This window comes from Natronospira proteinivora, assembly GCF_024170465.1.
Classification (GTDB): domain Bacteria; phylum Pseudomonadota; class Gammaproteobacteria; order Natronospirales; family Natronospiraceae; genus Natronospira; species Natronospira proteinivora.
This window is the reverse complement of the sequence record NZ_JALJYF010000001.1, coordinates 150,842-176,112: the sequence shown is the minus strand read 5'-3', so window position 1 is coordinate 176,112 and position 25,271 is coordinate 150,842. Positions and strand designations below refer to the sequence as shown.

Sequence of the window (25,271 nt, the reverse complement as noted above, 5' to 3'; positions counted from 1 at the left end):
CGCCCTCAAGCCAGCTGACGGGCGAAAGCCCGCATGCGAAAGGTGCGCCCCCAGCGGCGACCAGCCCCATGAAAATGCACCAGGGGCGCATCGGACAGACAAAGCCGCTGGTCCGGGTCGCGGCGGGGAAACCACATCAATCCACGGACCACACAGACCGGCAGCTCCGCCCGTAACATGGCGGCATTGAGACCCGGTTGGTCAAAGCCCGGACCCGGCCGGTCCGAGCAAGCATCCACCAGCGCCTCCCAAGTGGAGAGATAATCCTGAATCAGCTCACCCCGGGCCGCGAAAAAGCCGCTATTCACCCCCAGGCTACTTCCACCGTGGATTTTTAACTCTTCCTCGCTCAGGCAACGGCAGCACAGGCCTTGATCCACGGTCTGCTCAATGTCATCGGTGCAGATCAACGCGCCTTCGGCCAAAGGTTCCGCCACCCGCTCGAGAACCGGACCACGACTGACCAAATCGGCATCAAAAAACATCACATGCCGATAGCCGGCCAAATCCACATAACGGCCAATCTGGAATTTCAGGCGTTTGGGTTGGGCCAGCATCACCGGATCGCTCACTGTCACCAGCCGAACGCCTTCCGGCACCCGCATGGGGCGGTCCGAGAAGAGCACCACATCACCATCGAAACCACCCGGCCCCAACAAGCTCTCCACCGCCGCCCGGGCCGCCATGCGATAACGGCGGTGGCCAACGGCGATAAGATAGGCGAGATCAGGCCCCTGGCTCACGATGTCTGCTCCCTCCATTGCTGTTGCAACCAGGTGATGGTCTCGGCCACAGCTGAATCCCCTGATCCTTCTCGGCCCTCCGCTCCAAGCCGTTTTTCCATCTCTCTGGCCAACTGTTTGCCCAACTCCACCCCCATCTGATCGAAGGGGTTAATCCCCAGCAGACAAGCCTGGACGAATACCCGATGCTCATACAGGGCGATCAAGGCACCCAGGGATTGGGGGCATAGCTCGCGCATCAGCAATAAATTACTGGGCCTATTTCCCGGAAAACGCTTCTGGGGCGCAAGACTTTTGATGGTAGCAGCATCCAGGCCGGCCTGCTCCATCGCCTGTCTGACCGCGGCCTCGGAGCGACCTTCGGCCAGCGCCTGCGCCTGTGCGAGACAATTGGCCAACAGCACTTGGTGACGGCGGGTGGCGGATTCATTCTGACTGCCGGATCGGGCGGCAGCAATAAAATCCACCGGCACCGGCAGCGGCCCCTGGTGCAGCAACTGAAAAAAGGCATGCTGGGCATCCGTTCCAATCCCACCCAGCAGCAGGGGGCCGCTTTGCCGGATCAGGGCGCCCCCCGTTTGCGTTACGCCCTTGCCATTGCTCTCCATCACCAGCTGCTGGAAGTAGTCCGGCAGCAGACGCAGGGAATCAGCATAGGGCACCACCGCCCAGGCCGGCCAGCCGAAGGCCATGATGGACTGCAGATCCAGCAGGCCCATCATCAGGGGCGCATTCTCGGCATCCGGCGCGGATTCAAAATGCCGGTCCATGGCCGCCGCTCCGTCCAGCAGCTCATGAAAGCGGGGCATGCCGAGATGGACCGCGGCCGCCAGACCGGCGCTGGACCACAGGGAGTAGCGACCACCTACCCAATCCCAGAAGCGGAACTGGCGTTCGGCACAAATACCGAATGCCCGGACTTTGTCCTCATTGGTGGACACCGCCGCGAAGTGATCCACCACCGCCGTCTCACCCAGGGCGCGGGCAATCCATCCCCGGGCCTCGCCAGCATTGATCATTGTTTCCCGGCTGGTAAAGCTCTTGGACACCACAATGAACAGGGTCTCTGCCGGATCCAGCGAGCCGAGAATACGCTCGGACTGGGCCGGGTCCACATTGGACAGAAAATGCAGCCGCGGGGCTTTTTTCGCGGCGGGCAAGGCGGTTGCCAGCATTTCAGGGCCCAGATGGGAGCCGCCGATACCGATATTGACTACATCGCGGATCGGGGCCCCCGTGGCACCTTTCACCTGGCCAGCGTGCACGGCCGCCACGAAGGCCTCCATATGCGCCAGCTCGGCCTCCACCGCCAGGGATACCGACGACCCCGCAACCCGCCAATCCCGATTCGCCGGCCCTCGCAGGGCCATATGCAAAGCGGCACGTCCTTCGCTGGCATTGACCACCTCGCCCTGGAACAGGGCCTGGCGCTGGGCCCCGAAACCGCATTCCCCGGCCAGGGCTAAAAGCTGCTGTTGGGTGGTGGAATCCAGAAACTGGCGGGACCAGTCGATTCGCAGCCCGGCCACTTCCACGCAATGGCGCTTAGCGCGGTCCGGATCACGGGCAAAAAGCTCACTCAGACGGGCGCCTTCCCAATGGCGGCGCAGGGCATCCCATTTTTCCTGCATATCAACCCCAATCTGGAGCAGGCACACTGCCCCGTAAACAAAACTGCCGGGTGGAGAACCCGGCAGTTACGATGTCAGCTGTTTTGTCGGCGGGCAGGCCAATCAGGCAGCCTGCACCGGAATCGCATTCCGGCTGTTCTTAACCTGGTTATGCTCGTCCATGTACAGCAGGCGAGGCTTGTGGCGAGCTACCTCCGCCTCATCCATGCTGCCATAGGCACAGATAATCACCCGGTCTCCGGGGCTGGCCTTGTGGGCCGCCGCACCGTTCACGGAAATGATCCGGGATCCTTCCTCGCCGCGAATGGCGTAGGTGGATAAACGTTCGCCGTTGGTGACGTTGTAGATCTCGATCTGCTCGTAATCGTGGATCCCGGCCGCATCCAGCAGCTGTCCGTCAATGGCGCAGGAACCTTCGTAATCCACTTCGGCGTGGGTTACGCAGGCCCGGTGAAGCTTGGCTTTCAGCAATGTCACAAACATGGCGAATCGTCTTACCTGTAACGGAGAAGTTTAGCCTGTCAATTTTAATCCACCCCGGCGACAGGCTCAAGCAGGCGCCTTGTAGCGCCGTTGGGGCTCAAATCCCGAGGTTATCAATAAGCCGAGCCTGACCCAACCAGGCCGCCCCCAGCACCACCAGTGGTCCCTGACCCGGCGGGCCCAGGCTCTCCCAATCCCGGACTTCCAGATAATCCACCTGAAACCCGGCCTTCTCCAGGGCCTGACGGCCTTCATGGAGGGCGGTCTCAATGGCCCCGCGATCGCGGCTGACGATCTCGGCCACCTGCTGCAGGGTCTGGTGGAGGATAGGGGCACGCCGACGCTCGGCCTCGCTGAGATACTGATTGCGGGAGCTGGTGGCCAGGCCATCGGCTTCCCGCATGGTCGGGGAGCCGTGGACCCGGACGGGCAGATCCAGGTCTTCGGCCATTCGCTGAATGACGCGCAGCTGCTGCAAATCCTTCTCACCGAATACCGCCAGATCCGGCTGCACCATATTGAACAGCTTGGCCACCACCGTTGCCACTCCCCGGAAATGGCCGGGTCGGCTGGCGCCGCAGAGGATATCGGTGAGCCCGTCCGGCACGATCACCGCCGAAGTATGCGCCTCACCCCGGGGATAGACGGTCTCCACCCGCGGGGCAAACAGCAGATCCACTCCCGCATCCAACAGGCGAGCCTGGTCGTCCCGCAGGGTACGGGGATAGCTGTCCAGATCTTCCCCAGGACCAAACTGCATGGGATTGACGAAGATACTGACCACTACCCGGTCAGCGCGGGCCTGAGCATCGCTCACCAATGCCAGATGCCCCGCATGCAGGTTGCCCATGGTAGGCACAAATCCCACCGTCTCCTGACGGCGCCGCCAGGTCTGAATCTGCCGGCGAAGGGCCTCAATGGTATCAACGGTGTGCATCAGTCAAACCCGTGTTCCGGCTGCGGATAGCGTCCTGACTTCACCGCCTCCACGTAGGCAGCAATGGCGGCGGGAATGTCCCCGGCATCGGCCATGAAATCGTGCACGAAGCGGGGCTTCTTGCCGGGGGGAATGCCCAGCATGTCGTGAAGCACCAGGATCTGGCCATCCACGCCCGCTCCGGCCCCGATGCCAATCACGGGCACGGGTGCGGCCTGGGTGATGTCAGCGGCCAGCTCCCGGGGCACACATTCCAGCAATAACTGGTCAGCGCCGGCCTCCACCAGTGCCCGGGCCGTCTCAAGGAGTTCGCGGGCTGCGGCTTCATCCCGACCCTGCACCCGAAAACCTTGTTTATGCACAAGCTGGGGCAACAAGCCCAAATGGGCGCAGACCGGTATGCCCTGCCCGGCAAGGGCGGTGACAATCTCGATCTGGGCCCGGCTCGTTTCCAGCTTGACCATGGCCGCCCCTGCCCGCATCAGGCGAGCAGCGTTGTGAATGGCCTGCTCGGGGCCGGGGCAGCTGGCGAAGGGCAGATCCGCCACCAACAATGGCGATTGCAGACCGGCAGCGGCGCAACGGGTGTGATAGACCATGTCCTCCATAGTGACCGGCACGGTAGTGCCATGCCCCTGGATGACATTGCCCAGGGAATCCCCCACCAGGGCCAGATCCACGCCGACAGCATCCTGAACACGAGCAAAGGTGGCATCGTAGACGGTAAGGCAGGCGATCTTCTCACCCTCGGCCTTCATCTTGGCCAACCGTCTCAAGCTCACCGGCTTGCGGGCCGTTTCCTGATTGCCATACATGCGCGAGGCACCTCTCTGCTCTGAACCGTGCCCCTCAGGCGATGGGGCTGGGATTGAAGAAATGGCGTCCGCTGCGCACTTGCCTGAGTTGCTCCAGCAGCAACTTGTAATCCGCTTCCCTGTCCACCGGATTGATATCCGCCGTATTGACGATTAGCAGGGGGGCCTGCTCGTAATGGTGGAAAAAACGGGTGTAGGCATCCACCAGCCGTTCCAGGTAATCCGCCGTGATCTGCTGTTCATAAGCAATACCCCGGCGGCGAATCCGTTCCATCAACACCGGCACCGGCGCCTGAAGATACACCACCAGGTCCGGCTGGGGGGCATCCAGGGATAGATGGCCATAAGCCTGCTCATAGAGCTGGAACTCATTTTCATCCAGATTCAGTTCAGCGAACAGCTTGTCCTTTTCCAGCAGAAAATCCGATACACGACGCTCGGCCTGAAACAGATCCGACTGGCGCATTTGCTGGATTTGCTGGGCACGTTGATAGAGGAAGAACAATTGCGTGGGTAGCGCCGCGCCTCGCGGGTCTTCGTAAAAGCGTTCCAGAAAGGGATTGGCCTCGGCCCCCTCCAGCATCAGCTCCGCCCCCCAATCCTCGGCCAGACGACGGGCGAAACTGGTCTTGCCGACCCCGATGGGTCCTTCCACCACGATATAGCGATGTTCGACATCCACCCGGCTCATTCCTCCATCTTCACGATGCCGTCATCATCCACGGCCCGGCACAAGGATGCCACCCGGCCCTGCCCCGGGATATCCAGATCCGGTGCCACCTCGGCCAACGGCTTGAGCACGAAAGCCCTTTTCGCCATGCCGGGATGCGGCAGGCGGAGAAAGGCGGTATCGCGGCGCTGATCACCGTAGCAAAGCAGGTCCAGATCAATCACCCGCGGGCCCCAAAGCTGTCCGTCCCGACGACGACCCAGGCGCGTCTCGATAGACAGCAGCCCCTCCAGCAAGGCCTCCGGCGTCAGCATGGTCCGGATCCCGGCCACCGCATTGAGATAATCCGGCTGCTCGGCCCCCCCCATGGGCGGTGTCTGATAAAAGGAGGATTTCAGGACCACACGGGTGTCGTCCAGAGCATCAATGGCCGCCAGCGCCGCCTCCAACTGGGTCCGAGGCTCACCGAGATTGGCCCCCAATCCGATCCAAGCGTTGGCCGAATCATTCATGAGGGGTCCGGCTTACTACCTTTCCGGCGGCCTTGCTTGCCACCCTGGCCCCTGCCACCCCCTTGGGAAAGAAAGGCTTTTTCCTGCGCCTTGGGCTCCAGGGTCTGGACTTCAGTCCAGAAATCGGCCAATTCCTTCGGGGCATCCCCCGCTTCGGCACGCAGTACTAAAAAGTCGTAGGCAGCCCGGAAGCGAGGATGACTCAACAGACGCAGGGCCCGCTTGCCTCGCCGTTTGGGCAAACGGCGCTGCATATGAATGATGTCCCGCATCACCATGGAAAAACGCCGGGGAATGGCCACCCGGGCCTGTTGGGCATCAAACACGATGCTGGTGGCCATCTGCAGGGATTCCGCCGGGCTGTTGCCATCGGCTTCAAAGCGATCGGCATGGTGCACCACCGCCCCCCAGAGAAAGGCCGCCAGCAAAAAGGCCGGCGTCACCGGCTTGTCCTGGGACACTCGGCGATCGGTGTTGGCCAAAGCGGAGCGTACAAAAGCCAGCATGGTGTCCCCATTGGGGCCCTGAAAACTGGCCTCAGCCTGGGGAAACAGCACACCGAAAAGATGGTAACGGCGCAGCATGTCGAAATTATCCAGCGCCCGGCCGGCCAGAAACAGCTTGAGGTATTCGTCGAACAGGCGGGCGGGGGGAATGTCCTCCAGACGGTCCCCCATGAAGGTCATGGGCGTTTCCGTGGTGGGGGCAATATCAAATCCCAGTTTCACGGCAAAGCGCACCGCCCGCAGCATGCGCACCGGATCCTCTCGATAACGGGATTCGGGATCCCCGATCAGACGGATCTGGCGCCGCCGGATATCCTGCATGCCGCCCACATAATCGATGATGGAGAAATCGTGGATGCTGTAATAAAGAGCGTTGATGGTGAAATCCCGGCGGAAGGCGTCCTCTTCCATATTGCCATAGACATTGTCCCGGAGGATCATGCCGCTGTCGTCCACATCCCGGCTGTCACCATTGTCCTGTTCCACGTTCATGGCGCGGAAGGTAGCCACTTCGATGATCTCGCGGCCGAACAGGATATGGGCCAGACGAAAACGCCGCCCAATCAGACGGCAGTTTCGAAACAGGTCCCGGACTTCTTCCGGCTTGGCATCGGTGGCCACATCGAAGTCCTTGGGCTGACCGCCCAGGAGCAGATCGCGCACCCCGCCGCCCACGATATGGGCCTCGAAACCGCCCTTCTTGAGACGGTATAGGACCTTCAGGGCATTGTCGGAAATATTGTCCCGGGACACGTTGTGTTCCGGGCGAGGAATAATCGTCGGTTTACTAATGGCAATCCCTACCCTTCTGCCAGAACAACAGACGTCCCGGCCGGGCAGGGGTAGCTGGAGGAGCCGCCTGTAAAACCTTGCATGCAGCCACTCCAGTTACCCCACCCTCCGGGGGCGTCAGACTGAAACACTCCCACATGATACCATTCCCGCGGTCCCGAACGCCTAATAGGTACAAGCCCTGGATCATGACCATGTCGACACACCGTTTTCCGCCGGCCAGCCTGATCCGACGTCTGGCCGCCGCCTTCTACGACAGCCTTCTGGTACTGGCAATCTGGTTCCTGGGCACATTGATCATACTGCCATTCGCCCGGGGTGAAAGCTTCGACGCGGAAAACCCGCTTTTTCTGCTGTATCTGCTACTACTCACGGGGCTGTTTTTTGGCTGGTTCTGGTGGCGAAGCGGACAGACCCTGGGCATGCGGGCCTGGCGCTTACAGGTGGTCTCCCCGGAAGAGGCCCAGGCCCCGCCCCCCAATATTCTGATCCGGGTGGCCCTGGTCCTGGGCCTGATTGTCTCCGGACTGTATGGCCTGGTATTTCTGGTGATGGACACTTGGCCTGACTGGTGGGGTGCCATTGCCCTGTTTCCCCTGCTCTTGTCCATGAGCTGGTCGCTGGTGGATGCCGAACAGCGCTGTCTGCACGACATTCTCTCCCGCACCCGCGTCATTCATATTCCAAAGACCTGAAAACCCGACCTCAGAGCCGGCGGAGCACCAGCACACTGACCAGCAACAGCGTCAAGGTAGGCAGCCAGGCCACGAAGAATGGCGCCAGGGGCACGATGGCCCCCACATTGGCCAGGGTGATATTCACCAGGTAAAAGGCGATCCCAATAACCAGCCCCACCATCAAGCGCTGACCCGCACCGGACGAGCGCAAGGATCCAAACAGAAAGGGCATGGCCAGCAAGACCATCACCGGCAGAGCGGCGGGAATCACCAGCTTGAACCAGAAGGCGACCCGATACTGATCCGCATCCAGATTGCTGGATTCCAGATACTGGATGTACTGCCACAAGCCCCGGGCACTGAGCATGTCCGGACTGACACTCACCAGGGTCAGCAAGGCCGGGCCAATCCCCGTCTCCCAGTCTTCTTGATCCTGCTGGTCAGCCCGGACCTCCTCCAAGCCCAACCGGGTCTCGCTGACACTCTCCAGCTGCCACTGACCGTCCTCGAAACGAGCCTGGCGGGCATGGGCAGCACGAATCAAACGATTATCGTCGTCGAATTCATACAAATAGAGACCTTCCAGGTGTGAGGCCTCCCGGGCCTGGCGGGCATTGATGAATTGCTCACCATCTCTCAGCCAGGCGCCACTGCGCCCCAGGATATTCACATTTTCATACAGCGCCGTGGCCCGCATATGGTCGGCATGACGCTCGGCCGGGGGCGCCACCCACTCAGCCAACACGGCACAGCCCAGGGCCAGGAGCACTCCGCCATACAGGGCACCGCGTGCCACCCGGGCAATAGGCATGCCCGCCGCCCGCATGACCGTCAATTCATTCTGGCTGGCCAGGGTACCCAACCCCAACAGCGTCCCGATCAATACCGCAACGGGCATCAAGTCCACGGCCTGACCGGGGAGCCCCAACAGGACATAGCTCACCGCTTCACTCAGACCATAGTCACCGGTACCCAGATTACCGAACTGCCCCACCACTCCCACGAACAGTGTCAGGGCCATGAGTACCGCCAGCACCATGAGGCTGCCCGCAATCACCGCCAGGGCCAGATAGCGATCCAGGATCTTCATGCCGCCGACTCCCTCCGAGGCAGCAACCAACGGCGAACACCACCGTTCTGCCAGAACAACAGGGCCATGGCGAAACCGGCAAACAGGGCGTGAACCCACCAGAGACCGAACACCATCGGCAATTGCTCACGCTCCAGCCAGACCTGACCGGTTGCCAGCAGGTTTGAATAGACCAGGTAAACAAGAATACCGGCGAACAGCCGGCCATAGCGCCCCTGCCGGGGTGAACTCTTGGACAGGGGAACAGCCAGCAGAGCCAGGACCAGACCGCCCAAGGGCATGCTCAGGCGCCAGTGGAACTCCGCCATATCCGCCGCCTCCCCCGAGCTCAGCAAAGCCGAAACGGAACGGGCCTCACGATCATCCACCGGTGCCGGTGCGCTGGCCGGCGGCAGTTCCAGGCCATGCCGCTCAAATCGGGTGCGCTGCAGCTCCGCCTGCCCGGGGATCAGCTCATTGCGATAGCCATCCTCAAGCACCAGATAGCGTTGCCCCTGGGAACCTTCCTCCACTCGGGCCCGGTCCGCACGAATCACCACATGCTCATCGCCCTCCATGCCCTGGATAAAGACACGATTGAGATAGCCGTTCTCACGACGCTCGGCATAAAAGACGCCATCACCGCCGGGCAAACGCCGAAACGCACCGGGCTCGAAAATCCCCAGGCGGGCATCCGCCTGGGCTTCCTGCTGCACCCGGTCAATGGCTTCATTGGCCATGGGCGAGGCAAACAGGCTGAGCCAGGCCACACCGGCCATCACCGGCACCACCAGCCAGAACAAGGCCTTGTAGATATGCAGGGGACCAACGCCACAGGCCATCATGGCCGACATCTCGCTGTCCTTGTAAAAGCGCCCAAGCGCCAACAGAACAGCTAGAAAGAAGGCGATGGGAATAATGATGACCAGATACTGGACGCTGGAGAGCCCCATCAGGGACCAGATGGCATCCGGTGGAATATCACCGCTGGCGGCACTGCCAAGAAAACCGGCAAAGCGATGGCTCATCAGGATGACCATCAGCGCGGCGGTCACTCCCAGCCAGCTCAGCAGGATTTCTCGATTGATATAGCGGCCAATCAGCGTCCGCACCGTCACTTCCCCCGACAATAAGGTGTTGGCAGTTTACCAGTCCCACCGTGACTTTCATTGCCCGGATTACCAAGCCTTCTCGCTTGACGTACAATGAGGGCATTCCCAAGCAACCATCACGGACCCTCTGCAAGGGAGGGGCAGCGAGGAGATTGCATGAAATACCAGATCAAAACCGGTGCTCCGGAAAAGCAACGCAGCCAATGTGTGGTGGCCGGCATTTTCAGCAAGGGCAAGCTGAGTGAAGCCGCCGCCACCCTGGACTCCGCCTCGGGCGGCCGCCTTAAAGCGCTGCTCAAGGCCGGCGCCCTGCAGGGAGACCGGGGCCAGACCCGGCTGTTGTTTGATGTGAAAGGCATCGCGGCCAAATCCGTCTTGCTGGTGGGGCTGGGTGATGAAGAACAGTATGGGCATCGCGCCTACCGGGAAGCGGTTCAGGCGGCGGTCAAGGCCCTGGACGAAGGCGGCATCAAGGATGCCCTGTTCCTGACGACCATGGAATTCCCCAGCGAGGAAGATGCCCTTTACTGGGGCGTGCGTCACTTGGTGGAAGCCGCGGATTATGCCGCCTATCGTTTCGACACCACCGTGTCCCAAAAGGCCCCGGCCGGCAGTCTGAAAAGCGTGGATGCCTGGTATCAGGGCCGGGGTGGCAAGGCCGCCGCCGAAAAGGGCCTGCACCATGGCCAGGGTGTGGCCGAAGGTACAGCCCTGGCTCGCGAGCTGGGCGATTTGCCGGCCAATGTCTGCACCCCCAGTCATCTGGCCAACCAGGCGCGCAAGCTGGCCCGCAATGACAAGCAGTTCAAGACCACCATACTCAATGAAGCGGATTGCAAGAAGCTCGGCATGGGCTCCTTTCTCTCCGTGGCCAAGGGCAGCGATGAACCCTGCAAGTTCATCGTCATGGAATACAAGAACACCAAGGGCAAGACCCGCCCCCATGTGCTGGTGGGCAAGGGCCTGACCTTTGATACCGGCGGCATCTCCCTCAAGCCCGCCCCGGGCATGGATGAGATGAAATATGATATGTGCGGGGGCGCGTCGGTCTTCGGCACCCTGGCCGCCGTGTCCAACATGCAACTGCCGACCCATGTGGTGGGCATTGTTCCGGCCACCGAAAACCACATCAATGGCAAGGCCAACAAACCCGGCGATGTGGTCACCAGCCTATCCGGCCAGACCATCGAGATCCTAAACACCGATGCTGAAGGCCGTCTGATCCTCAACGACGCCCTGACCTATGCCAAGCGCTACAAACCCCAGTCCCTGATTGACATCGCCACCCTCACCGGAGCCTGTGTCATTGCTCTGGGGCAACACGCCTCCGGCCTGATGAGCAAAGACGATGAGCTGGCCGAGGATATCCTGGCGGCGGGCAACAAGGCCTGGGACCGGGCCTGGCGTCTGCCCCTCTGGGATGAGTACCAGGACCAGCTCAAGAGCAAGTTTGCCGACATGGCCAATGTGGGCGGCAAGGAGGCCGGCTCGGTCACCGCCGGCTGCTTCCTGTCGCGCTACACCGAAGGCCAGCGCTGGGCCCATATCGATGTGGCCGGCTCGGCCTGGATCAGCGGCAACGGCCCCCAGAAAGGCGCCACCGGCCGACCGGTGCCCTTGCTGACCCAGTACCTGATCGATCAGAACTGATCCGGCAGGGACCGTCAGCCATACCGCCAGGAGGAAGGGGAGCTTGTTTGACAAGCTCCCCTTTTCCAACCAGACTTCCTTAAACCACTGATGTGCAGGGCCCCATGACCCGAGTGGACTTCTACCTGCTTTCACAGGACCAGCCAACGGCGAGAGATCTGTTCGCCTGCCGCCTCACCGAGAAGGCTTTCCGACTCGGTCACCGTATCTTTCTCCATAGTGACAACCCTGGTCACGCCAAACGGCTGGATGAGATGCTATGGACCTTCCGTGACCGCAGCTTCATTCCCCATGGCCTGGCCCGCGAGGTGGACGCGGACCCGGACTTTCCGGTTGTGGTGGGCAGTGGCGAGCCCCCCCGGGGCGATTACCAGTTGCTGATCAATTGCGCCGAGACCATTCCGGAGTTTTTCAGCCGTTTTGAACGGGTGGCAGAAACCATCCCCAATAATGACCAGGCCAAGTCCAAGGGCCGGGGCCGCTACCGTTTTTATCGGGATCGGGGCTATCCCCTGGAGACCCATGAACTCTAGCAGGCAGCCTCATGCGCGGACGTGACAACAAAGCCGGCGGCAGCAAGGACACCATTCCCACCCTGCGGGAAGTGGTCCGCCCCGGCGCCGCCCAGCAGAATCCGCCCAATCTGGATCTGTTCGAGGACCCGCCTGCCGGCAATGGGGAAGAAAACCCCGATGCCCCCACGGAAAACGAACGGCTGCAGGCCGCCTTCATGGAAGAACTGGACCGCCGGGTGGAAAACCTGGTCCGCTCCCGGGTCCAGCGACTGGCCGATGCCCTGGCCGAAGATGTGATGAAAACCCTCAAGCGAGAGATCCGCAACATCGCCCAGGAACAAAAGCGATAAACGGCAAGACAGCCGCGGATATATCCCCTCCCAGTTGGTCAACGCCGGTTCAGAGACTGCCAATTGAATGGCAGTTGACGTTATAATTGGCTGCTTTCCGCGCGAAGCAATCCAAGGCAGCCCGGCATGGACAAGACCTACGATCCCCGCAATATCGAACAGGCCCGCTATCAGGAATGGGAAGAGAAAGGCTATTTCGCCCCCACCGGCCTGGATGGGGATCCCTACTGCATCATGATCCCGCCGCCCAATGTGACCGGCAGCCTGCACATGGGCCATGCCTTCCAGGACACCATCATGGATGCCCTGACCCGCCACAAACGGATGCAGGGCAAGGACACCCTCTGGCAGCCGGGCAGTGACCACGCCGGGATCGCCACCCAGATGGTGGTGGAACGCCAGCTCAATGCCGAGGACAAGACCCGCCATGACCTGGGCCGGGAAGCCTTTGTTGAGCGGATCTGGGAATGGAAGGAAAAATCCGGAGGCACCATCCAGAATCAGCTGCGCCGAATGGGCGCCTCCCTGGACTGGTCCCGGGAACGCTTCACCATGGACGAGGGCCTGTCCAAGGCCGTGCGGGAAGTTTTTGTCCGCCTGCATTCAGAGGGGCTGATCTACCGGGGCAAACGCCTGGTGAACTGGGACCCGGTGCTGCATACCGCCCTGTCGGATCTGGAAGTGGAATCAGAAGAGGAATCCGGCCACCTCTGGCACTTCAAATATCCCCTGAGTGACGGCAGCGGCCATGTTTCGGTGGCCACCACCCGACCGGAAACCATGTTGGGTGATACCGCCGTGGCCGTGCACCCCGAGGATGAGCGTTATCAGTCCCTGATCGGCAAGACCATCCGCCTGCCCATCACCGGGCGGGAAATCCCGGTGGTGGCCGATGACTATGTGGATCCGGAATTCGGCTCCGGCTGTGTGAAGATCACCCCGGCCCATGACTTTAACGACTATGCCATCGGCGAGCGCCATGATCTGACCCTGATCAATGTGATCGATGCCAATGCCCGCATCATCAGCGCCGATACCGCCCGGGAGCCAGGCCTCAGCGATGGCGAGCGGGTCCAGTCCGAGCAGAAAACGCTGAGCGAGATCCCCACCGAATTGCAGGGCCTGGACCGCAAGGCCGCCCGCAAGGCCGTGGTGGACTGGCTGGATAATGAGGGCCTGCTGGAGAAGATCGACGATCACAAATTGATGGTGCCCCGGGGCGATCGCAGTAATGAGATCGTCGAACCCTGGCTCACCGACCAGTGGTTTGTGCGTGCCGAGCCCCTGGCCGGCCCCGCCATCAAGGCAGTGGAAGACGGCCGTATCCGATTCGTGCCGGGCAACTGGGATCGCACCTATTTCGAGTGGATGCACAATATCCAGGACTGGTGCATCAGCCGCCAGCTCTGGTGGGGCCATCGCATCCCCGCCTGGTATGACGAGGATGGCAATATCTATGTGGGCCGGAATGAAACAGAAGTCCGGGAAAAGCATGGCCTGGCCGATGATCTGGCCCTGAGCCAGGACGAGGATGTACTGGACACCTGGTTCTCCTCGGCACTCTGGCCCTTCTCCACCCTGGGCTGGCCGGACGAGACGCCAGAGCTCAAACATTTCTACCCCACGAATGTGCTGGTCACCGGTTTTGACATCATCTTCTTCTGGGTGGCCCGGATGATCATGATGGGCCTGAAGTTCATGGATGAAGTGCCCTTCCATGAAGTCTATGTGCATGGCCTGATCCGGGACGGGGAAGGCCAGAAGATGTCCAAGTCCAAGGGCAATGTGCTGGACCCCCTGGATTTGATCGAGGGCATCGAGCTGGATGATCTGGTGGCCAAGCGCACCCAGGGCTTGATGCAGCCGAAGAAAGCCAAGAAGATCGAGAAGGCCACCCGCAAGGAATTCCCCGAGGGCATTCCCGCCTTCGGCACCGATGCCCTGCGCTTCACTTTCGCGGCCTTGGCCACCACCGGGCGGGACATCCGTTTTGATCTGGGCCGCATTGAGGGCTATCGCAACTTCTGCAACAAGCTCTGGAATGCCGCACGCTATGTACTGATGAACACCGAGGGCAAGGACACCGGTATCACGGGCGAGGTGGAACTGAGCCTGCCGGATCGCTGGATCCTGTCCCGCCTGGACGCCACGGTGGAAGAAGTCACCACCCGCCTGAACGAGTACCGCCTGGATCTGGCTGCCAAGGCCTTGTATGAATTTACCTGGAGTGAATACTGCGACTGGTATCTGGAATTATCCAAGCCGGTACTGCAATCCGAGGCCAGTAGTGAAGCGGCCCGGCGCGGCACCCGCCAGACCCTGGTGCGGGTGCTGGAAACCCTGCTGCGACTGATGCACCCCATCATGCCTTTCATCAGTGAAGAAATCTGGCAGCGGGTCGCCCCCCTGGCCGGAACCAAGAGCGACAGCAAGGGCGAGACCATCATGCTGGCCCCCTGGCCCGAGCCAAGCGGCCATGTGGATGAAACCATTGAGGCCGAGATGGCCTGGTTGCAAGGTTTCATTTTGGGCGTTCGCCGCATCCGGGGGGAGATGGACATCTCCCCCAACAAATCCCTGGATGTGCTGCTGGCCAACAGCAGCGCCCGGGACCGGGAACGCCTGGACCGCCACGGCCATTTTCTTTCCACCCTGGCCCGCCTGGAGCATGTCACCGTGCTGGAAGACGATGCCAACCCGCCGGAATCGGCCACCGCCCTGCTAGGCGAGATGGAGATTCTGGTGCCCATGGCCGGGCTGATCGACAAGGATGCGGAACTGTCCAGGCTGGAAAAGGAATTGGCCAAATTGGAGAAAGGGCTGAATCAGGCTGAGGGCAAGCTGGCCAATGAAAAATTCGTCAATAATGCCCCGGCAGAAGTGGTGGATAAGGAACGCCGCAAGGCCGAGGAAATGAGAGCCGCCCGGGAACAGCTCAAGGGCAAGCAGGAACGGATTCAACAAATCTAGAGGCGCGACAATGCGGGTCCTTTTTATTGACCCCAAGACCAATCATGCCTATGACGGGGACAAGGTTCGCCGTCTTGGCATTCGGGGAACACAGGGAAGTCTGGTTCGGGTTGCCGAAGGGCTGGCTGAGCATCACTGGGTCGGTGTGGCCCAGGATGCCCGGCAAACGGCCTCAATCAATCGGGGCGTGCACTATCTGCCAATGGATGACGCCCTTCGGGAAGGGCCAGAGCCGGATGCGGCCATTGTCCTTCGCAAGTACCGCGCCATCCCGCAGGTCCGGACCCATTTCCCCAATACCCGGCTGTACTGCTGGATCCACAACTGGCAGCGAAAGAGTGCGCCGGTTCAACGGGCTTGGCTCTCCGGTGCCGGGGCATCCCTGATCACCGTCTCCGATGCCCATCGGCAACAAGCCGATCGCATGGTGAACAATGCCTTTGCCCGTGGCCTGGCCATGCTCTGCGGCAAACCCGGCCGGATCCCCACCCACCGAATCTACAATCCGGTCAGCGAGGATTTTGTTGGTCTGACGCCCGATCACCACGATTATGATCCAGATCAACTGATCTTCTTCAGTGTCCCCAGCAAGGGCCTCAATCAGGTACTGCACCATTTCCGGGCCTGTCGCCAGGTGATGCCTTCTCTCAAGCTGAATGTCGCCGGGATCGATGAGGAAGGATTGGCCAGGAGATTCCCCTGGCTTGTGGATGCCGTCAAGCAGGAGGGCGTCAAGCTGCTGGGCCGACTGCCCCATTCACAATTGCTGGAGCACATTCGCCGTTCACTCTGCGTCTTTTATCCCCAAACCGTGCGGGCAGAAACCTTCGGCTTGATCTATGCCGAAGCCAATGCGGTGGGCACGCCGGTCCTGGCCCACGATTTCGGTTCCGCCCGGGAGGTCCTGTCCAGCCCGGAGCAGCTGGTAAATGCAAAGGACCAACAGGCTGTAATCAGGCGTCTCAAACAGTGGCGTGAAGGCAGCCGGCCCCGAGTCAGCCTCTCTCCGCTTTTTCTGCCTAGCACCGTCACCCGGGAATGGCTGCATTTCCTGGACCAGCCCGAAAGCGATGGGCTCACGCCGGGTGACACGGCCATGCAAGAAGTTACGCCTGAGCCTAAAATCGGTAACGCAAGCCCAGACCGATGAAATTGGAGCCCCCCTCCACGCCACTGAAGGTGCCGAATACACCGGAGCGGTGATGGACCCGGATGAAGCTGCTCCACCGGGCTTCAGGCCGGGGCGGGGCCAGCTCCAACTCCAACAGCAGGTAGTTAAGCCATCGGGCGGACTCCCCGTCTTCCGGGTCCGAACGGGGCTCCAGGGGCGGCACCTCAACGGCATAGGACAGGCCCTGCCCAAGGGCAAAGCGGGTATCCACCCATTGATCCCAGGGAAAATGCATCCATCGGGCCACCAACACGGCATTGCTTTCCCAATGGTTCTGCATGCCGTGGTGGCGTACCAGCTGGGCTTCCCACTCCCAGCGCAGCCAATCCCCTTCGTGCCACTGCCTGTTCAGGACCAAGGCATTCAGATAGGAAGCGCGCATCTCGGGATCAAGGCTGCGCAGAATATCAATCAGGCGATCGGGGCTGTTTTTGGCCCAATAGGCTCCCACAGACCAATCACCGGCTGACAGCGGGCCGCTTCCCAGGCAGAAGACCAGCAGACAGAACAGGCGCTTCATGGTCACCACCTCCCTATCCGGCTTTGACCAAGCAATCACACCCTTTATCCCGATAAGGCAATAAACTGCAATCGCACCCCGTACACCGGCGACAGCGCTTGCAAAGCAGCCGCCTCCCCGTCAAGAATGATCGGCTGGGGAGATGAGAAATGATCATTATGACTGAGGCGCCGGCGCCAACGGGAGAACTGCGTAAGGGGCTGATTGCCTTCGGCATTATTGCGATCCTTACGATCAATGCTCTATTGGCGGGCGACCTGTATCGGCAACGTTCGGCAACTTTGAACAATGCCATGGAGTCAGCCGACCTGATCACCGTTGGACTGACCCAGTACACGAATCGCTCCTTGGACTCCATCAGCGCCCTTCTGGACAACCTGTCCAAACAAGTCAGCGACGCCCATGGGCCCATCGCGCTGGAGCATTCAGACATTAGCGACATCCTGAACGAGGCGGTTCAGGGGCCGGTGGTCGCCAACCTGATTGTCATCAATTCCACGGGCCGCTGGGTCAATTCGGCCGTAGGTCCGGCCAACCTGGAATCCAACCTGGCGGACCGGGATTATTTCCACACCCACCGCCTCATGCCGGATGACGGACTCTTTCTGGGACAACCCGCCGAGGCCCAAACCAGCGGCATGTCGTTCTCGGCCGCCAGTCGAGCGCTGACCGATGAACAAGGCCGATTTCTCGGTGTCATCGCCGCCATTCTCGATCCCAATCACTATCGTTCCCTGTTCCAGCAGGCCAGTCAGTCCCTGCCGGCCACCATCGCCCTGGTGGATCACCGGGGGGCCATTGTCACATCGGTGGGTGAGCTACCGGATGGGCTACTCGCCAAATTTGAAAGCGATGGACAACTACAAGAAGCCGGGCGTTCCAGGAAGGCCGCATTCAGCGATGACTACTTCGTGATTCACCGTCCGGTGGGGGATTTCCCCTTGAGCCAGGTGGTGACGGTGGATACCCATGCCGTGCTGGGCGAATGGCGGACCACGGTAATCGGACACCTGTTGATGGGTGCCGGGATTTCCCTGCTGCTGATATTCGGCCTCTGGCTGCTCTGGCGGGAAATGCAAAAGGGCGAGCGTGCTCAGAGAAAACTGCGGGAGAGTGAATCCCGTTTTCGAAGCCTGATCGAGTCCACCACGGATTATGTCTGGGAGATGGATGAGGACGGCTATAACGTTTACTCCAGCCCTCAGGTCGAGGAAATCATGGGCTACAAGCCGGAAGAAGTCATGGGCATGCGCCCCTATGATCCCATGACCCCCCGGGAGCAGGATCGGCTCACCGATATCTACCACAGCATTATTGAATCCCGCGAACCGTTCCATCTGCTGGAGAACCGTAATGTCCACAAGGAAGGACATGAAGTAGTCCTGGAAACCAGCGGCACCCCCATCTTTGACGAAGACGGCAAATTCCGGGGTTACCGGGGCATTGACCGGGACATCACCGAACGCAAACGCCTGGAAGAGGCCCTTCGTACCCTGGCCCTGCTCACGGGGCGGGAAACGGAGCTGGAGTTCTTCCAGCTGACCACCCGTAATCTCTGTCGAGCCCTGGGGATGCAGCTGTCTCTGTTGATTCAGGAGACCGGCGAAGAACGCCACCGATTGCGCGCCTATCACGATGACCGGGGCAGTCGACGTGAACCTCCCCTGCCGAACACCCTGCTTCGTGAACTCCACCGACAGGGGCGGCTGGTCCTTCGTCAAGGGGCCAATGAACAGTTCCCCAGGGACCCACTGGTGGAGGCCATGGACGCCCGCAGCCTGTTTGCCAGTGTGATCCGGCTGGCGGATGACAGTACCTGGGGCTACCTAATTGCCCTGGACGCCAAACCCCTGTCCCGGGTGCGCGCTTCCCGGGTGGAGCCCATTCTGGATGTATTTTCCTCGCGCATCTCCCTGGAACTGGACCGCAACCAGGCCCAGGCAAATCTGAGTTGGGAGGCCCGACACGATTCCCTGACCGGCATGCTCAACCGCCGGGCCTTCGATGACCATCTGCGCCACATGCTGGCCCAACCGCCGGAAGGCGGTCGCGTCCATACCCTGATCTACATGGACCTGGATCAGTTCAAGGTGATCAACGACACCTGTGGCCACATGGCAGGTGATGAGTTGCTTCGGCAACTCTCAAAAAACATGAACGCACGGCTTAGAAAGACCGATATGCTTGCCCGACTGGGCGGAGATGAATTTGGCCTCTTACTGGCGGACTGCCCCCTGGAACGCAGCATGGACATTGCCGAGACATTATTGGAGACAGTCCGGCATTTCCAGTTCACTTGGGAAGGGCGAGTCTTTTCCGTGGGCGCCAGTATCGGTATCACTCATACCCGAGAGGCCATCGTCGATCGTAGCGATCTTCTGGCACAGGCCGACCTGGCCTGTTATGCGGCCAAGGATCTAGGCCGTAACCGCGTTCAGGTCTATCAGCGTGACAATGTTCATATCCAGGCCCGCCATGGAGAAATGGGCTGGGTCCCCCGCCTGGACCGGGCTTTGACCGAAAATCGATTTGAGCTCTACGGCCAATGGATTATTTCCATCAATCCGGAAACCGCCCGCCCGCCCACATTGGAGATACTACTTCGGCTGCGTGATGAAAATGGAGAGATGGTGTTACCGGCAGAATTCATTCCGGCGGCCGAACGATACAACTTAATGGGCCGTATCGACCGTCACGTGATCGACAAGGTGGTGGCCATGGCCGCCCACATGCCCGATGCCGTACGCCCCCAGCGCTGCTCCATCAATCTCTCCGGCTCTTCCATGGATGGCGGTGGATTGACGACTTTCATTGAAGGCCGCTTCGCGGAATACGATGTCGACCCGAGCCAGTTCTGCTTCGAGCTCACCGAAACAGCAGCCATTACCAACTTTGATGAAGCCCAGATGATGTTCAAACGCTTGAGAACGTTGGGATGCCGGGTTGGGCTGGATGATTTTGGCAGTGGTTTGTCGTCTTTCGCCTATCTACGTCAAATCGAGCTGGATGCCCTGAAGATCGATGGCAGCTTTGTCCGGCATATTACCGACGACCAGGTTAGCCACAGCATGGTGCGCGCCATGCACGACGTGGGCCGAGCCATGCGGCTTGTCACCGTGGCGGAATTTGTGGAGGACGAAAACATCCTGCGCGTACTACAGGAAATGGGCGTGGATATGGCCCAGGGTTTTGCTCTGCACAAACCCCAACCATTGCATGAACTGGACCCGCCCCCGAATCTTCCCGGACAGGCGAGTTCAGGTCAATAATCACCAGCGTGAAGGGCGACCCGGCCGCCAGCCCCACCAGATCATCAGGATCAGGCCAAACACCATTCCACCCAGATGGGCAAAATGCGCAATATTGCCCAGGGTACCGGTGAAACCCGCAAACAGGGAGAAGGCACCAAACAGCACCACGAACCACTTGGCCTTCATGGGGATGGGCGGAATCAGCAGCACCACCCGCTGATTGGGGAACAGCAGACCGAAAGCCAGCAGAATCCCGAAGACACCGCCCGAAGCCCCCACCGTGGGATAAATCGTACCTTCCATGGCCGCCGCAGTGGCTACCAGCAACTGCACCAGGGACGCACCGACTACACAGAAAAAATAGTAAAAAAGAAAACGCCCCGAGCCCCAGAGATTCTCGATCTGAACCCCGAACATCCACAGGGCAAGCATGTTCACAAAAAGATGGAAGTAGCCGCCGTGCAAAAAGGCCGAGCTGACCAACTGCCAGATGGCGAAATCCGGAGCCCGCGCATCCGACACCGGCCAAAGGGCAAAATGGGTCAGCATGAATTCCCAATTCATCTCCTGCATCAGGAAGACGATGATGGCGCTGGCCATCAGACCGGTGACCACCGGTGGGAAATTGGACCAGGGTCTGGGGGTGCTTGCCATGGGCTCTCACCTGAAGAATCGGGTTTACGGGTGACTACGCTATCCCGATGGGGTTTTGCCTGCAAGCCGGATTTGGGCAATCATGTAGACTTTCCAGATTTCCCTGAAACGCAATGGAGCCACAACATGCCGTTTCGACGCTTTGCCCTGACAGGGCTCCTCCTCAGCCTGCTCCTGCCAAGTCTTTCACTCGCCGAACCGTCCGAATCGCCCTTGGGGGATCTGGATGAATGGATCAAGAAGGGCATGGCGGACTGGGAGATTCCCGGCCTGGCCATTGCCGTGGTCCATGAAGATGAAATCATCTACCAAAAGGGCTTCGGACGCCTGGACATGGATGAAGCCTCAAGGGTGGATGCCCATACCCTGTTTGGTGTCGCCTCCACCACCAAGGCCATGACGGTCGCTGCCCTGGGCATGCTGGTGGACGAAGGCAAGCTGGACTGGGACGACCGGGTCGTGGATCACATGCCCGAGTTTCGCCTCTCGGATCCCTGGGTCACCCATGAAGTCCGGGTTCGTGACCTGCTCACCCATCGCGTAGGCGTGGGCCGGATGACGGGCAATCGCCTGCAGTTCATGAATGCCAGTCCCCGGGGAAAAATCATTCATCAGATGCGCTATCACGACTTCGAGCAACCTTTCCGTTCTAGTTATGTCTATTCCAATGTAATGTATTCAGTCGCTGGAGAACTCATCCCCGCCATCACCGGACAAAGCTGGGATGATTTTCTGGCCGAGCGCCTGTTTGAGCCCCTGGGCATGGATCGCAGCAACACCAGCATCCGTCATCTGGAAGGCGACAATAATGTCGCCTGGCCCCATCAGGAGATTCATGGCGAGGTGGAGCGGATTCCCCGCCGAAACTTCGACAATGTGGGTCCCTCAGCATCGGTGAACAGCAGTGTTCATGACATGGCCCAATGGATGCGGCTGCAACTGGGCGAGCCCGGCGTGCATGGAGAGCAGCGTCTGATCAGTGCCGAGACCATGGCCGAAATGCATCAAGCCCAGATCGCCACCGGTCGGGACGATCATCAGTCTCCCGTCGAAGCCTACGGCCTGGGCTGGGGACTGGCTCAGTATCGCGGCATGAGCATCGCCCGTCATGGCGGCGCCACCGACGGCATGAATACCCAGCTGGTCCTGGTCCCGGAGCTGGACCTGGGCGTGGTGGTGGTTAGCAACCTGTTCAATCATTTCCGCATGGCCCTGGCCAACACGGTGATCGATCGAGTGGCCGGGCTGGAGGAAAAAGACTGGCATCAACAGTATCTGGATGATTACCAGGCCGAGAAGCAAGAGGCCCGGAAAAATCGCCAAGCCATCCATGATGCCCGCCAGGAAGATACCACCCCCTCGGTGGCTCTGGAGGAATTTGTGGGCCGCTACCAGGATGATCTCTACGGCGAAGTGGAGGTATTTTCCCCAGGGGATGGCCGCCTGGCATTACGCTTCTGGGATGACGAGGAGCAAATCGCCGATCTGGAGCACTGGCACCATGACCGCTTCCGCTATCACTGGCGGAACCCGGCCCGCCGGGAGAATTTTGCTCACTTCACCCTGGACGGCGACGGTCAGGTGGATACACTCAAGGTGACCTTTACCCTCCGGCCGCATGTACTGCAGATCGGCACCTACCCCGCCGATTACCAAAGAACAGTCCATTTTGAACGGATTGAATAAGTCATTCCTACCCGGCACCCGCAGGCGCCTTGCCAGGGCCCTGCGGGTGCTCTGCCTGGTGGAAGATCGTATCAGCGTGCGCCTGTAATCAGACGCTCTTCCACAAAACGACCGTGATCGAGCAATACCTGATAGAGCTGACGGGTGGCGGCCTCCTTGTCCGGATCATCCGACCAGTCCGCCGGGGACGCAAAATGATCGCCTGAACCATATCCTTCACCGGCGCCGATCATAAAGCGGCTAATGGCTCGCAGCGCGTGATCCGCATCCAGCACGTCTCCACTCTCGAAATCCAGACGGCTCACCAGAATGCCGTCCGGCATCTGATAATCCATCGCCCCCTGAATCTGCTCATCGATCCACCGTCCCAGCAGTTGCGAGAACTCCGATCGATGACGGCTCATCAAACGGGCGGTTCCCTCCCGTTCCCGGTCGAATGAAAAGCCGCCGCTGATATGGGCGATGAGATTCCAGTGGGCAGCCACATCCACCACCTCGCTGGCCACTTCCAGACCCGCATCCCCCAGCCGGAAACGACTGGGTAAGCCCCAATCGGCACTCAGGGAGATCGCATCCTCGAGCATCCGAGCGCTACGTTCAAACAGAGTCCTGGCCACCGCCCGATCGGATTCATCTCCAAAAATATAAAGGGTTTCGTAAAGTCCCTTGTGACCACGGATCAAGGACCCCAGGGTCTTCAGTGACATCTCATCGGAATCGAAATGGTAATACCCCCTGTCTTCCTGCCAGGCTTCATCCAACACCTCGGAAATGGCCCTTGCCTTTTCCAGCAATTGATCTGGATCCCGTCCCAGCCAACCGGCCAGACGCTCACGTTCCAATCCCCCCATATCCTCTGCACCGCCGGGCTTCTGCCAGCGAATCCAGGCATAGGCCATGGCATGGGCAGCAGCCAGGCCTTCCATCATGCTCTCAAGACTGACTGCCTGGGCATCACTGCCGTCATGAAAACGACCGTCGTGATAGAAACCATCGTAAACGTGGCGAGACAACCCCGTGAGTAAACCCAGTGGGTAACGGGTAATGCTGTCCCGCAGGGTCTCATCCTCAAACCAGCCTTCCCGGTGATGCATGTGATAGAGATAAACACCCCAGACGAGATCCGCCGGACGGGGCTCACCTTCAGCCACCCAGTCATTGCCATCCCATCGGGATTCCGGCTGCATGGCGATGCCATCGCCATGGCGTGACTGGACAGCCTCCACCAACTGTAGCCAGAGCCAGGCCCGGGCTTCCATAAAGTCCTCCTGAAGCTCGGGCCGATAGGCCTCATGCCCCATTTCGCTGTCACGGGCGCGGGCCGCGTGCATGAATACGGCATGGGCAGCATCCAGAAGATGGGCGGCTTCCTGGTGGCGAAGGAATTCCGCTTGTTCGGCCTCCGCCGGAATGGAGGCCGCCACACGAAGCCCGCTGGGCTGGGCCACAAGCTCATCCCGGGAGGCTTGAGGCGTGGCTGCATCCTGCTCATCGACGTCTGTCCCGGTATCGCAGCCCACCAGCAAGGCGGCCAAAACAATCAGCAAAGAAAAGCAAGCATGGACAGAGAGACGACCTTCTCTTAATCTGGCGGACATGAATGACATTGCCTCACGAAACGATGTGGATGTGGCCGTAGATGGTGTGGAGCGTGCGCTCAAGCAGCTCAACGACATCATCCTCGGCAAGGATCAGGCCATTCGCATGGCCCTCAGCTGCCTTCTGGCCGGGGGGCATCTTCTGATTGAAGACATCCCCGGCGTGGGCAAGACCACCCTGGCCCACGCCATGGCCCGCAGCTTGGGGCTGAGCTATCAGCGGATTCAGTTTACCAGTGATCTGCTACCGGCCGACATTCTGGGCGCCTCGGTTTTCGACCGGCACCGGGGGGATATGCAGTTTCGCCCGGGTCCGATCTTTGCCCAGATGGTTCTGGCGGATGAGGTCAACCGGGCCACACCCAAGACGCAAAGTGCGCTGCTGGAAGCGATGGAGGAGTATCAGGTCACCACCGAGACCGAAACCAGACCGCTTCCCCGTCCCTTCTTCGTCATCGCCACCCAGAACCCCCAGGAACAGGTCGGGACATTCCCCCTGCCGGAATCTCAACTGGACCGTTTTCTCATGCGCCTGAGCCTGGGATACCCGGATCCGAGAGCCGAGCGAGCCTTGCTGATGGGGCGGGAGCGGCGTGAACTGTTGGCGGACTTGAGTCCGGTCCTGCGACCGGACGATCTGGGGGCCCTGCGGGTTCATACCCGCAACGTTCATGTCTCCGACTCACTGATGGACTACCTCCAGGCCCTGGTACAAGCCAGCCGAGACGCGCCGGAACTGATTACCGGCCTCTCACCGCGCGGTGCCCTGGCCTTGCGTCAGGCCGCCCAGGCCTGGGCGCTGCTGCATCGGCGCCGAGGAGTAGAACCGGAAGACGTACAGGCCGTGTTCACGGCGGTCACCAGTCACCGCCTGCAAGCCCTGCCCGAACACCGGGGCCAGATCGCGGCCATTACCCGCCGCCTGCTTGACGACACCCCCGTACCCTAGTGGCGAGGGC

At 60.5% G+C, this 25,271-nt stretch carries 22 protein-coding genes; 9 read left to right on the top strand and 13 right to left on the bottom strand.

Annotated elements, in window-relative coordinates; genetic code table 11:
* Positions 1 to 5: 5 nt before the first annotated feature.
* From J2T60_RS00850 to pcnB, 8 genes are all read right to left on the bottom strand, one after another.
* Positions 6 to 743, bottom strand: a complete 738-nt coding sequence (locus tag J2T60_RS00850) for a hypothetical protein (RefSeq protein WP_253444086.1) — start codon at positions 741 to 743, stop codon at positions 6 to 8.
* On the bottom strand, positions 740 to 2,374 hold the full coding sequence (gene pgi, locus J2T60_RS00845; protein ID WP_253444083.1) for a glucose-6-phosphate isomerase: 1,635 nt from the start codon (positions 2,372 to 2,374) through the stop codon (positions 740 to 742). Before pgi ends, J2T60_RS00850 begins: the two co-directional genes overlap by 4 nt.
* 102 nt (positions 2,375 to 2,476) lie before the next feature.
* The gene (panD, locus tag J2T60_RS00840; protein WP_253444080.1) at positions 2,477 to 2,857 is read right to left on the bottom strand and encodes an aspartate 1-decarboxylase; all 381 of its coding nucleotides are present in this window, start codon (positions 2,855 to 2,857) and stop codon (positions 2,477 to 2,479) included.
* A 97-nt stretch (positions 2,858 to 2,954) separates the two neighbouring features.
* The gene (gene panC, locus J2T60_RS00835) at positions 2,955 to 3,794 is read right to left on the bottom strand and encodes a pantoate--beta-alanine ligase (protein WP_253444077.1); all 840 of its coding nucleotides are present in this window, start codon (positions 3,792 to 3,794) and stop codon (positions 2,955 to 2,957) included.
* Positions 3,794 to 4,609 (bottom strand): 3-methyl-2-oxobutanoate hydroxymethyltransferase, encoded by an 816-nt coding sequence (gene panB / locus J2T60_RS00830; protein ID WP_253444074.1) that lies wholly within the window; start codon positions 4,607 to 4,609, stop codon positions 3,794 to 3,796. The genes panC and panB overlap by 1 nt, the downstream gene beginning before the upstream one ends.
* A 34-nt stretch (positions 4,610 to 4,643) precedes the next feature.
* Entirely contained in the window at positions 4,644 to 5,300 is a 657-nt protein-coding gene (locus tag J2T60_RS00825) for a deoxynucleoside kinase (RefSeq protein ID WP_253444071.1), read from the bottom strand.
* A complete protein-coding gene (gene folK, locus J2T60_RS00820; RefSeq protein ID WP_253444068.1) occupies positions 5,297 to 5,791 on the bottom strand; it encodes a 2-amino-4-hydroxy-6-hydroxymethyldihydropteridine diphosphokinase in 495 nt (164 codons plus the stop codon). Before folK ends, J2T60_RS00825 begins: the two co-directional genes overlap by 4 nt.
* Positions 5,788 to 7,071, bottom strand: coding sequence for a polynucleotide adenylyltransferase PcnB (gene pcnB, locus J2T60_RS00815; protein ID WP_366518288.1), 1,284 nt, complete (start codon positions 7,069 to 7,071; stop codon positions 5,788 to 5,790). The genes folK and pcnB overlap by 4 nt, the downstream gene beginning before the upstream one ends.
* A gap of 212 nt (positions 7,072 to 7,283) precedes the next feature.
* Between pcnB and J2T60_RS00810 the strand changes: the two genes are divergently transcribed.
* Positions 7,284 to 7,784, top strand: a complete 501-nt coding sequence (locus J2T60_RS00810) for an RDD family protein (RefSeq protein ID WP_253444062.1) — start codon at positions 7,284 to 7,286, stop codon at positions 7,782 to 7,784.
* 10 nt (positions 7,785 to 7,794) lie between these two features.
* Here J2T60_RS00810 and lptG read toward each other — a convergent pair whose 3' ends face one another.
* Together lptG and lptF are read right to left on the bottom strand one after the other, a co-directional pair.
* Complete coding sequence (gene lptG / locus J2T60_RS00805) at positions 7,795 to 8,856, bottom strand: LPS export ABC transporter permease LptG (RefSeq protein WP_253444059.1); 1,062 nt, start codon at positions 8,854 to 8,856, stop codon at positions 7,795 to 7,797.
* The gene (lptF, locus tag J2T60_RS00800; protein ID WP_253444057.1) at positions 8,853 to 9,947 is read right to left on the bottom strand and encodes an LPS export ABC transporter permease LptF; all 1,095 of its coding nucleotides are present in this window, start codon (positions 9,945 to 9,947) and stop codon (positions 8,853 to 8,855) included. Before lptF ends, lptG begins: the two co-directional genes overlap by 4 nt.
* Positions 9,948 to 10,103: 156 nt before the next feature.
* Between lptF and J2T60_RS00795 the strand changes: the two genes are divergently transcribed.
* The 5 genes from J2T60_RS00795 (at position 10,104) to J2T60_RS00775 (ending at position 16,582) form a co-directional block, all read left to right on the top strand.
* Positions 10,104 to 11,597 carry a leucyl aminopeptidase gene (locus J2T60_RS00795; protein WP_253444054.1) on the top strand — a complete coding sequence of 498 codons (1,494 nt, stop codon included), beginning with the start codon at positions 10,104 to 10,106 and terminating at the stop codon, positions 11,595 to 11,597.
* Between the two features lie 104 nt (positions 11,598 to 11,701).
* On the top strand, positions 11,702 to 12,130 hold the full coding sequence (locus tag J2T60_RS00790; RefSeq protein WP_253444051.1) for a DNA polymerase III subunit chi: 429 nt from the start codon (positions 11,702 to 11,704) through the stop codon (positions 12,128 to 12,130).
* A gap of 11 nt (positions 12,131 to 12,141) precedes the next feature.
* Positions 12,142 to 12,462, top strand: coding sequence for a hypothetical protein (locus tag J2T60_RS00785; RefSeq protein ID WP_253444048.1), 321 nt, complete (start codon positions 12,142 to 12,144; stop codon positions 12,460 to 12,462).
* Between the two features lie 126 nt (positions 12,463 to 12,588).
* Complete coding sequence (locus J2T60_RS00780) at positions 12,589 to 15,432, top strand: valine--tRNA ligase (RefSeq protein ID WP_253444045.1); 2,844 nt, start codon at positions 12,589 to 12,591, stop codon at positions 15,430 to 15,432.
* Between the two features lie 10 nt (positions 15,433 to 15,442).
* Positions 15,443 to 16,582, top strand: a complete 1,140-nt coding sequence (locus J2T60_RS00775; protein ID WP_253444042.1) for a glycosyltransferase — start codon at positions 15,443 to 15,445, stop codon at positions 16,580 to 16,582.
* Here the strand turns inward: J2T60_RS00775 and J2T60_RS00770 are convergent.
* Positions 16,551 to 17,123: a hypothetical protein gene (locus J2T60_RS00770; RefSeq protein ID WP_253444039.1), complete on the bottom strand. Its 573-nt coding sequence runs from the start codon at positions 17,121 to 17,123 to the stop codon at positions 16,551 to 16,553. The two genes, J2T60_RS00775 and J2T60_RS00770, sit on opposite strands and share 32 nt — an antisense overlap.
* Before the next feature lie 149 nt (positions 17,124 to 17,272).
* Between J2T60_RS00770 and J2T60_RS00765 the strand changes: the two genes are divergently transcribed.
* On the top strand, positions 17,273 to 20,392 hold the full coding sequence (locus J2T60_RS00765) for an EAL domain-containing protein (protein ID WP_253444037.1): 3,120 nt from the start codon (positions 17,273 to 17,275) through the stop codon (positions 20,390 to 20,392).
* Here the strand turns inward: J2T60_RS00765 and J2T60_RS00760 are convergent, their stop codons facing one another.
* Positions 20,393 to 21,028, bottom strand: coding sequence for a rhomboid family intramembrane serine protease (locus J2T60_RS00760; RefSeq protein WP_253444034.1), 636 nt, complete (start codon positions 21,026 to 21,028; stop codon positions 20,393 to 20,395).
* A gap of 126 nt (positions 21,029 to 21,154) precedes the next feature.
* Here J2T60_RS00760 and J2T60_RS00755 point away from each other — a divergent pair, with 126 nt between their 5' ends.
* Complete coding sequence (locus J2T60_RS00755) at positions 21,155 to 22,714, top strand: serine hydrolase (RefSeq protein ID WP_253444031.1); 1,560 nt, start codon at positions 21,155 to 21,157, stop codon at positions 22,712 to 22,714.
* 71 nt (positions 22,715 to 22,785) lie between these two features.
* Here the strand turns inward: J2T60_RS00755 and J2T60_RS00750 are convergent, their stop codons facing one another.
* A complete protein-coding gene (locus tag J2T60_RS00750; RefSeq protein ID WP_253444028.1) occupies positions 22,786 to 24,312 on the bottom strand; it encodes a hypothetical protein in 1,527 nt (508 codons plus the stop codon).
* Between J2T60_RS00750 and J2T60_RS00745 the strand changes: the two genes are divergently transcribed.
* The gene (locus tag J2T60_RS00745; protein WP_253444025.1) at positions 24,311 to 25,261 is read left to right on the top strand and encodes an AAA family ATPase; all 951 of its coding nucleotides are present in this window, start codon (positions 24,311 to 24,313) and stop codon (positions 25,259 to 25,261) included. The two genes, J2T60_RS00750 and J2T60_RS00745, sit on opposite strands and share 2 nt — an antisense overlap.
* Positions 25,262 to 25,271 lie beyond the last annotated feature (10 nt).